Annotated in this window: 6 protein-coding genes; 4 read left to right on the top strand and 2 right to left on the bottom strand. The window is 49.9% G+C overall.

Features of this window, described 5'->3' with window-relative positions; genetic code table 11:
• The first annotated feature begins 282 nt into the window (after positions 1–282).
• The 3 genes from C7A19_RS05255 to C7A19_RS05245 all read left to right on the top strand — a co-directional run bounded on the left by C7A19_RS05255 (position 283) and on the right by C7A19_RS05245 (position 3,640).
• Positions 283–2,196, top strand: coding sequence for an alkaline phosphatase D family protein (locus C7A19_RS05255; protein ID WP_116644383.1), 1,914 nt, complete (start codon positions 283–285; stop codon positions 2,194–2,196).
• 63 nt (positions 2,197–2,259) lie between these two features.
• The gene (locus C7A19_RS05250) at positions 2,260–2,499 is read left to right on the top strand and encodes a DUF465 domain-containing protein (RefSeq protein WP_116644380.1); all 240 of its coding nucleotides are present in this window, start codon (positions 2,260–2,262) and stop codon (positions 2,497–2,499) included.
• A 13-nt stretch (positions 2,500–2,512) separates the two neighbouring features.
• Positions 2,513–3,640, top strand: coding sequence for a PQQ-dependent sugar dehydrogenase (locus tag C7A19_RS05245; protein WP_116644379.1), 1,128 nt, complete (start codon positions 2,513–2,515; stop codon positions 3,638–3,640).
• Positions 3,641–3,666: 26 nt separating this feature from the next.
• Here C7A19_RS05245 and C7A19_RS05240 read toward each other — a convergent pair whose 3' ends face one another.
• Positions 3,667–4,419, bottom strand: coding sequence for a PilZ domain-containing protein (locus C7A19_RS05240; RefSeq protein WP_077457147.1), 753 nt, complete (start codon positions 4,417–4,419; stop codon positions 3,667–3,669).
• Between the two features lie 168 nt (positions 4,420–4,587).
• Between C7A19_RS05240 and C7A19_RS05235 the strand changes: the two genes are divergently transcribed.
• Positions 4,588–5,559, top strand: coding sequence for a glycine betaine ABC transporter substrate-binding protein (locus C7A19_RS05235; protein WP_106407277.1), 972 nt, complete (start codon positions 4,588–4,590; stop codon positions 5,557–5,559).
• Positions 5,560–5,641: 82 nt separating this feature from the next.
• Here the strand turns inward: C7A19_RS05235 and C7A19_RS05230 are convergent, their stop codons facing one another.
• Positions 5,642–6,484, bottom strand: a complete 843-nt coding sequence (locus C7A19_RS05230; protein WP_069360947.1) for a 2OG-Fe(II) oxygenase family protein — start codon at positions 6,482–6,484, stop codon at positions 5,642–5,644.
• Between the last annotated feature and the right edge of the window lie 67 nt (positions 6,485–6,551).

Genomic DNA, 6,551 nt, shown 5'->3' with positions numbered 1-6,551 from the left:
TACGGATTAACAGTCCGGCGTTCTACCAACTGAACTATGGGGGAATCGTCTTTGCGACAACGAGCGAGATGATAGGCAATCCATTATCTCGGTGCAACCCTTTTTTCAATAAATCCCCACACACTCGGCTCGAATGGCTAAAAAGGCAACAAATCAGACGATTAAACGATCACCTTTGCACTGACGTAGGTAAAAGTGCAAATATACGACATTGTAGCTGACTTCGAGGACCCAGAGACATTGGACAAAGACACATCGCTCCCACTGTTTATTGCCGGCCCCATGCTACGGCGGACGACACAGCATGAAGTGACCTTATGGTCAGTGCTGACACAAAAGCCCGACGATGGCACCGTCTCCGTTTATCAGCACAACCAGATATTAGCATCCATGCCGTTGTCAGCTGGACATTGGTTTCGTATTGGCGCGCATGCTTGGGTCGTACTTCATCATCTCCGTTCAGCGCATGGGTTTCCCGTCGATCGACCATTATCATACGACATACAGATCAACGGCAGTGGAATAGCGGACATCCAACCGGATGTCTTATATGACAACGAACGCGCTCCCTCTTTTTGTATTCCCTCAAAAGCCACCCATATCGCGCATGGCTCGTGCCGACATCCGCACCATCGCTGCGATGATGCCCTCGTGACCCTCGACCAACATTTGGCCACGACCCCGATGACACAATGGCCCAATATGTTGATTATGAGTGGCGATCAAATCTATGCCGATGATGTCGCCACGCCGATGCTGCAGCGTATTCGCCGGTTAATTGCCGTATTAGATCTCAAAAATGAGTCTTTTGAAGACGCGCCCATTGTCGACTGCCGGGCGTTGGATACACACCCGGACAGCTATGCTCAACGTGGCAAACTCCTCCCTAACCAGCGTGCAGAAAGGGGCAACCGCTTAGAAAAACTATTTGGGCAACCACTGCCTATTTTTACCTCCAAAACCGTCTCTAATCACTTGATAAGCTTTGCAGAGCATGTCGCCATGTATTTGCTGGTATGGTCGCCGGTTCCTTGGAAACTAACAGACAGCGCTGACCATCAATCCCCCAGTGGACTCACCGACGACCAACGCGCGCGCTATCAACAAGAAAAAGCCACCTTGGATGTGTTTCGCGCCGGCTTGCCTCAGGTGCAGCGACTATTCGCACACCTATCAACCTATATGATCTTTGACGATCATGACATCACAGATGACTGGAATATCACCGTCGGATGGGAGCAAGCCGCATATTTTAACCCCTTTTCTCGCCGTATTATCGGCAATGGCCTCATGGCGTATTGGTTGTGCCAAGGTTGGGGCAATGCCCCCGACAACTTTAGTCAAGACTTTCTCACTACGGCCCGCCAAAGCACCTATCAGCCCATTGATATTCGCGACTCGGACACACAAACAGAGGCTCATCAGGCCATGGTGGAGCAATGTCTGCGTTTTGAACACTGGCATTACACGGTGCCAACAACGCCACATCTCGTCGTGTTAGATACACGCACACGTCGCTGGCGCTCTGAGTCACGAATGAATAAGCCGTCGGGCCTGATGGACTGGGAAGCACTGATGGATTTTCAACATGATCTGTTAAGGCATGATAGCGCAGTGATTGTCTCTGCTGCCCCCATGTTCGGGGTTAAGTTTATTGAGGTATTGCAACGAGTCGCGACCTGGCTGGGCGTCCCCACTGTCGTCGACGCCGAGAACTGGATGGCCCACCCAGGGAGTGCCAACACCCTGCTGAGTATTTTTCGCCATCAACGTACACCCACCAATTATGTGATTTTATCTGGGGATGTGCATTACTCGTTTGCTTATGATATCCGAATCCGATTTCGCACCCATAGTCCGCGCTTGTGGCAAATAACCGCTAGTGGATTCAAAAATCGCTTCCCCGAGCCACTCCTCACCGTTTGCGAGTGGTGCGATCGCGTTTTATTCAGCCCACTGTCTCCACTGAATTGGCTCACTAAACGTAAGCGTATGCGCATTGATCGGCGCGATCCTGATACGCCAGGCCCTAAGCGGCTGGTCAATGCCAGTGCCGTGGGGTTAGTCACCCTCAATGAAGATGGCTCTCCACACACCATTGGCCTTCTGAAGACCGATGGCCAACGCATCGCTTTCCCGGAAAAGACAAACACCGAGTCAACTCGCCAGCTAGGTTACCGTGATTCTCATCGATGAAATTTGGATAATGGCGTAAGCAGGCCTAACCTTAGAAGGAGTTGGCCGATAAAAGGAGGCTTTATGCAAGGAGAAAACCACGCACTCGTTTTTGATTTCCCGGAGCATCGCGATCGTATCCATTATCTTAAGCAACATGACCCCGCGTTTCAGCTCGATGCACACCGCTATCATCAACTCGATCACCATATTCGTGGTCTAGAGATGAACCAAATTCCCACCAGCGACGATGTCTTTACCGCGATGAAACGACAGCGCGCGCACCTCAAAGACCGCTTGTACGAAAAGCTACGCACACATTAATGGGAGGTGAGTAATGCGTCTGTCGCATTCATTGTGCTTGGTGGTTCTGTTTCTAGGAACAATAGGGGCTGCAGTGGCGAAAACCATCAACACGGAGGCGGTGAGCCTTCGTGTTGAAACACTGAAATCCGGCTTTTCTCACCCATGGGGGATCACTGAGCTTCCGGATGGCGATCTACTGATTACCGAGCGCAACGGCAAGCTTAAACGGCTGACACCCAATGGATTGGTCGTCCCCATTTTAGGCACCCCAAAAAACGTGTTTCAAGAGGGACAAGGAGGACTATTAGATATTACCGTAGCACCTGATTTTGCGACCAACCAGCGTTTATATCTCTCCTACGCCGCCGTCGACGAGCGAGGACAAGCCGGGACTGAGGTAATGATGGCCACACTGTCTAAGGATGTACTGATTGACAGTCGTGTTATTTTCAAAGCCTTTCCAAAGCGCAGTGGCGGGCGCCATTTTGGCAGTCGCTTATTGGCCACTGCTGAGCATCTATATATCACGCTCGGCGACCGTGGCCACCGCGATCGCGCGCAATTTGCCGACGATCACCTAGGCACGCTCGTGCGTCTTAATCTTGATGGCACAGTGCCAGAGACTAATCCTTTCACACAGGTGAATGACAAACGTGCTGAAGTGTTTAGTTTCGGGCACCGAAATATCCAAGGCATCGCCCTCGATAGCACAGGTACACGTATTTGGGCCCATGAGCACGGTCCCCAAGGTGGCGATGAGCTCAACGTTATCCTCGCCGGCGAAAACTATGGCTGGCCGACCATAACACATGGCGTTAACTATGGGCTGGGCACACAAATCGGAGAAGGCACATCCAAACCTGGCATGCGCCAACCTGTGTATTACTGGGATCCCTCTATCGCACCATCAGGCATGACGATGGTGAACAGCCAGCAGTTTCCCATGTGGAAGGGGGATTTACTGCTCGGGTCGTTAAAGTTTGGCTTACTCGTCAGGTTAGAGCTGGAGAACGGCCAAGTCACACATGAAGAACGAATGTTCGACGGTCAGTTTGGCCGCATTCGCGATGTGATCCAAGCACGTGACGGCAGTTTACTCATCCTCACTGATAGAAGAAATGGCAGTGTATTGCGGGTCACACCATTGTCTCAGTCGTAGACCATTATCTCAGTCGTAGATAGGCGCTAGGAAAGACTGGACGTCAGCTCGCCATCATTGTGAGGCATCGACAGACGATATTGCCCACCATCGTAGTCTAAATTGGTGACCAACCACGCGCTTCGTGACTTAGAGCGTTCATCAAATTGAAACCCACAATGATAGCGACCGCCCATCAAACGGCAGTTCATTATAACGCCACTGATACCCATATCTTGACTTGCAGTGGTGTCGGTCAAACTCAACGATGCCGTTTGCGCCTCATCGAGTTGCAAGCCAACAGCGCGATAAGAAAACAAGCAGCCGCCGACAGAGAAGTCATGTATTGTCACCGAGATATCAGGTTTTCCATCGATGGTTAACAGCGCAGACAAGTCGACATTGAAACGCTTATCTTGGCGTAAAGGGGTCTCACTGGCCCCCTCACGAATAAGCTCGACACATAAAAGGGTGTGGTGGGCCTCCATCAAGCCTTGTACTTTTCCACCAAATCGAATCAGTGATCCATCGGCAGAAACACCATGAAGACGTAAACTATAACCGACCCCAAAATACTGCTTTTTCTGTTGGGCCGACAATTTAGGCAGTTGCAGATAACAAAAACGTTGCCCATCACTACCAATCAACAAGCCATTAAATCGAAATAGAGCTTTAGTCGGTGTCTGAATATGAACACGCACCAAGGTTGCCACCCCCAACTTCAGTATCGCTTGAGTGACAGCTAAAGCGATGACTTCTTGGTTTTTTTCTATCGCATTGAGTTGTTCTTTTCTGGGCATAATGACGTTCGTTATATTCCGTTAATATGAATTTCAGTATTTTCATCAAGATCGGTTGCCCTGAGTATAGATCGCACTATTCACCCATGTTACTTTTCGATTCATAACGCACGCATCTATCAAGGACACATCATGAAAGGGACGCTAAAACGGCTACTGTTCAGCACAATGCTGGTCTGCTCCCCCTTCGCCCAAGCCAGCGATCAAGCGGCATGTGGCAAGGTTTCTATCGCGGATATGAATTGGAACTCAGCCACATTAATAGCACATGTTGATCAATTTATCTTAGCGTATGGATATGGGTGTGATGTCTCTCTTGTCCCAGGCGATACCATGCCTACCGGCGTCTCAATGACGGAAAAAGGCGAGCCAGATATAGCGCCAGAGTTTTGGACAAACTCGCACAAAGCGATGTTGGACAAAGGCGTGCAAGCAGGACGATTACGGTACGCAGGCGATGTATTCTCACAAGGTGGCAACGAGGGCTTTTGGGTTCCCAAATACATGGTCGATCAACACCCCGAGTTAGCGACGATTGAAGGCATCAAAGCGCATCCAGAGCTGTTCCCTCATCCAGAAGATCCTGATAAAGCCGCATTCATGGGCTGCCCGGCGGGGTGGACATGTCAAATCTCAGCCCAACACATTTTTAACGCCCTTGAGTTGGACAAAGCCGGCTTTGAAATTGTCGATCCTGGCTCTGCAGCAGGCTTAGCCGGCACCATCGCGCGTGCCAATGAGCGAAAAAATTCTTGGTTTGGTTATTATTGGGCGCCGACGCCTGTGATGGGAAAATATGAAATGGTTGAAGTCGACTTGGGTGCCGATGTCAATTTAGCGCACTACAAACAATGTATCACTCAAGCAGACTGTCAATCGCCCCAGGTCACCGCCTTTCCCACCTCTCCCGTGCACTCGCTAACCACAGCATCATTTGCTGAGCAAGCACCAGCAGCATTCGAGTATATCAACCGCCGCGAATACGATAATCAAGTAATGAGTGACATGCTGGCTTGGATGGATACCTATCAAGCGGACGGTGAAATAGCCGCAGACGAGTTTCTTCGGCGCTACCCTGCCGTTTGGCATCAGTGGGTCGATGCACAAACCGCGCAACGTGTCGAAGACGCACTACGATAACGGTAGAATATACACTGAGAGGAATATAAGTAGACATGACTTGCCGAGGATCCAATTGGCCTCGGCAAGCCTAACAAGCGTGTCACTCGATCACGCCAAGCTCACGGAGGCGTTCCATCAAGTAACTGTTGGCAGTATGGCGATCAGACAGCACCACATCTGGCTTAGGGTGCAAAAATAGCGGCAACGAAATACGCGCTTTGGTTTTATCCGCGCCTTCCGGGTTCACGACACGGTGGGTGGTAGAAGGGAAGTATCCGCCGGATGCTTCTTGAAGCATATCACCGATATTGACAATCAAGTTACCAAAATCACAAGGCACATCTAACCAGCTCCCGTCTTTTGCTTTCACTTGCAAGCCAGGCTCATTGGCAGCCGGTAATATTGTCAGCAAATTAATGTCTTCATGAGCAGCCGCTCGAATCGCCCCAAGCTCTTCATCACCCTTTAACGGTGGGTAATGTAAAACACGCAATAAGGTCTGTTGGCTGCCATTAATCATACTGGACAATGGCTGTGAGTAGTGCTGACTCACTTCAGACGGTGACTGACGTTCAACCCATGACAGCAAGGTTTCTGCTAAATGCGTAGCATGCTCGTAATAAGACTGTAGATCACTTCTCAGTGCGTCAGGACACTGCCCCCAAGGGTAGTAGTGGAAGAATTCTTTTAAATCGCGCTTAGTATGACCTTTCGCGGTTTCTGCGACTTTGGCGGGAAAAAAGCCGTCTTGCGTATCGGGTTTATAGGTGAACAGATGCTTGTCTTCGGTATTAAAGAAACCTTCCCATTGCTGATAGATATCAGCGACCCATTGTTGCTGTAACGGGTGATTTTTTAATACACCAAACCCTGTTTCACGTAGGGATTTAACAAAGGCCTGCTCGGCATCAGGCGCATTAAAGTCAATGGCTTGCAGTGTCATAATGCTCTCGTAATCGTTTGCTTTTTATCATGAGGTAAGTGAAACAATAGTTTAACAGGCCGATCAG

The organism is Salinivibrio sp. HTSP, from assembly GCF_003390965.1.
Lineage (GTDB): Bacteria > Pseudomonadota > Gammaproteobacteria > Enterobacterales > Vibrionaceae > Salinivibrio > Salinivibrio kushneri.
This window is presented reverse-complemented; position numbering and strand designations above follow the sequence as displayed.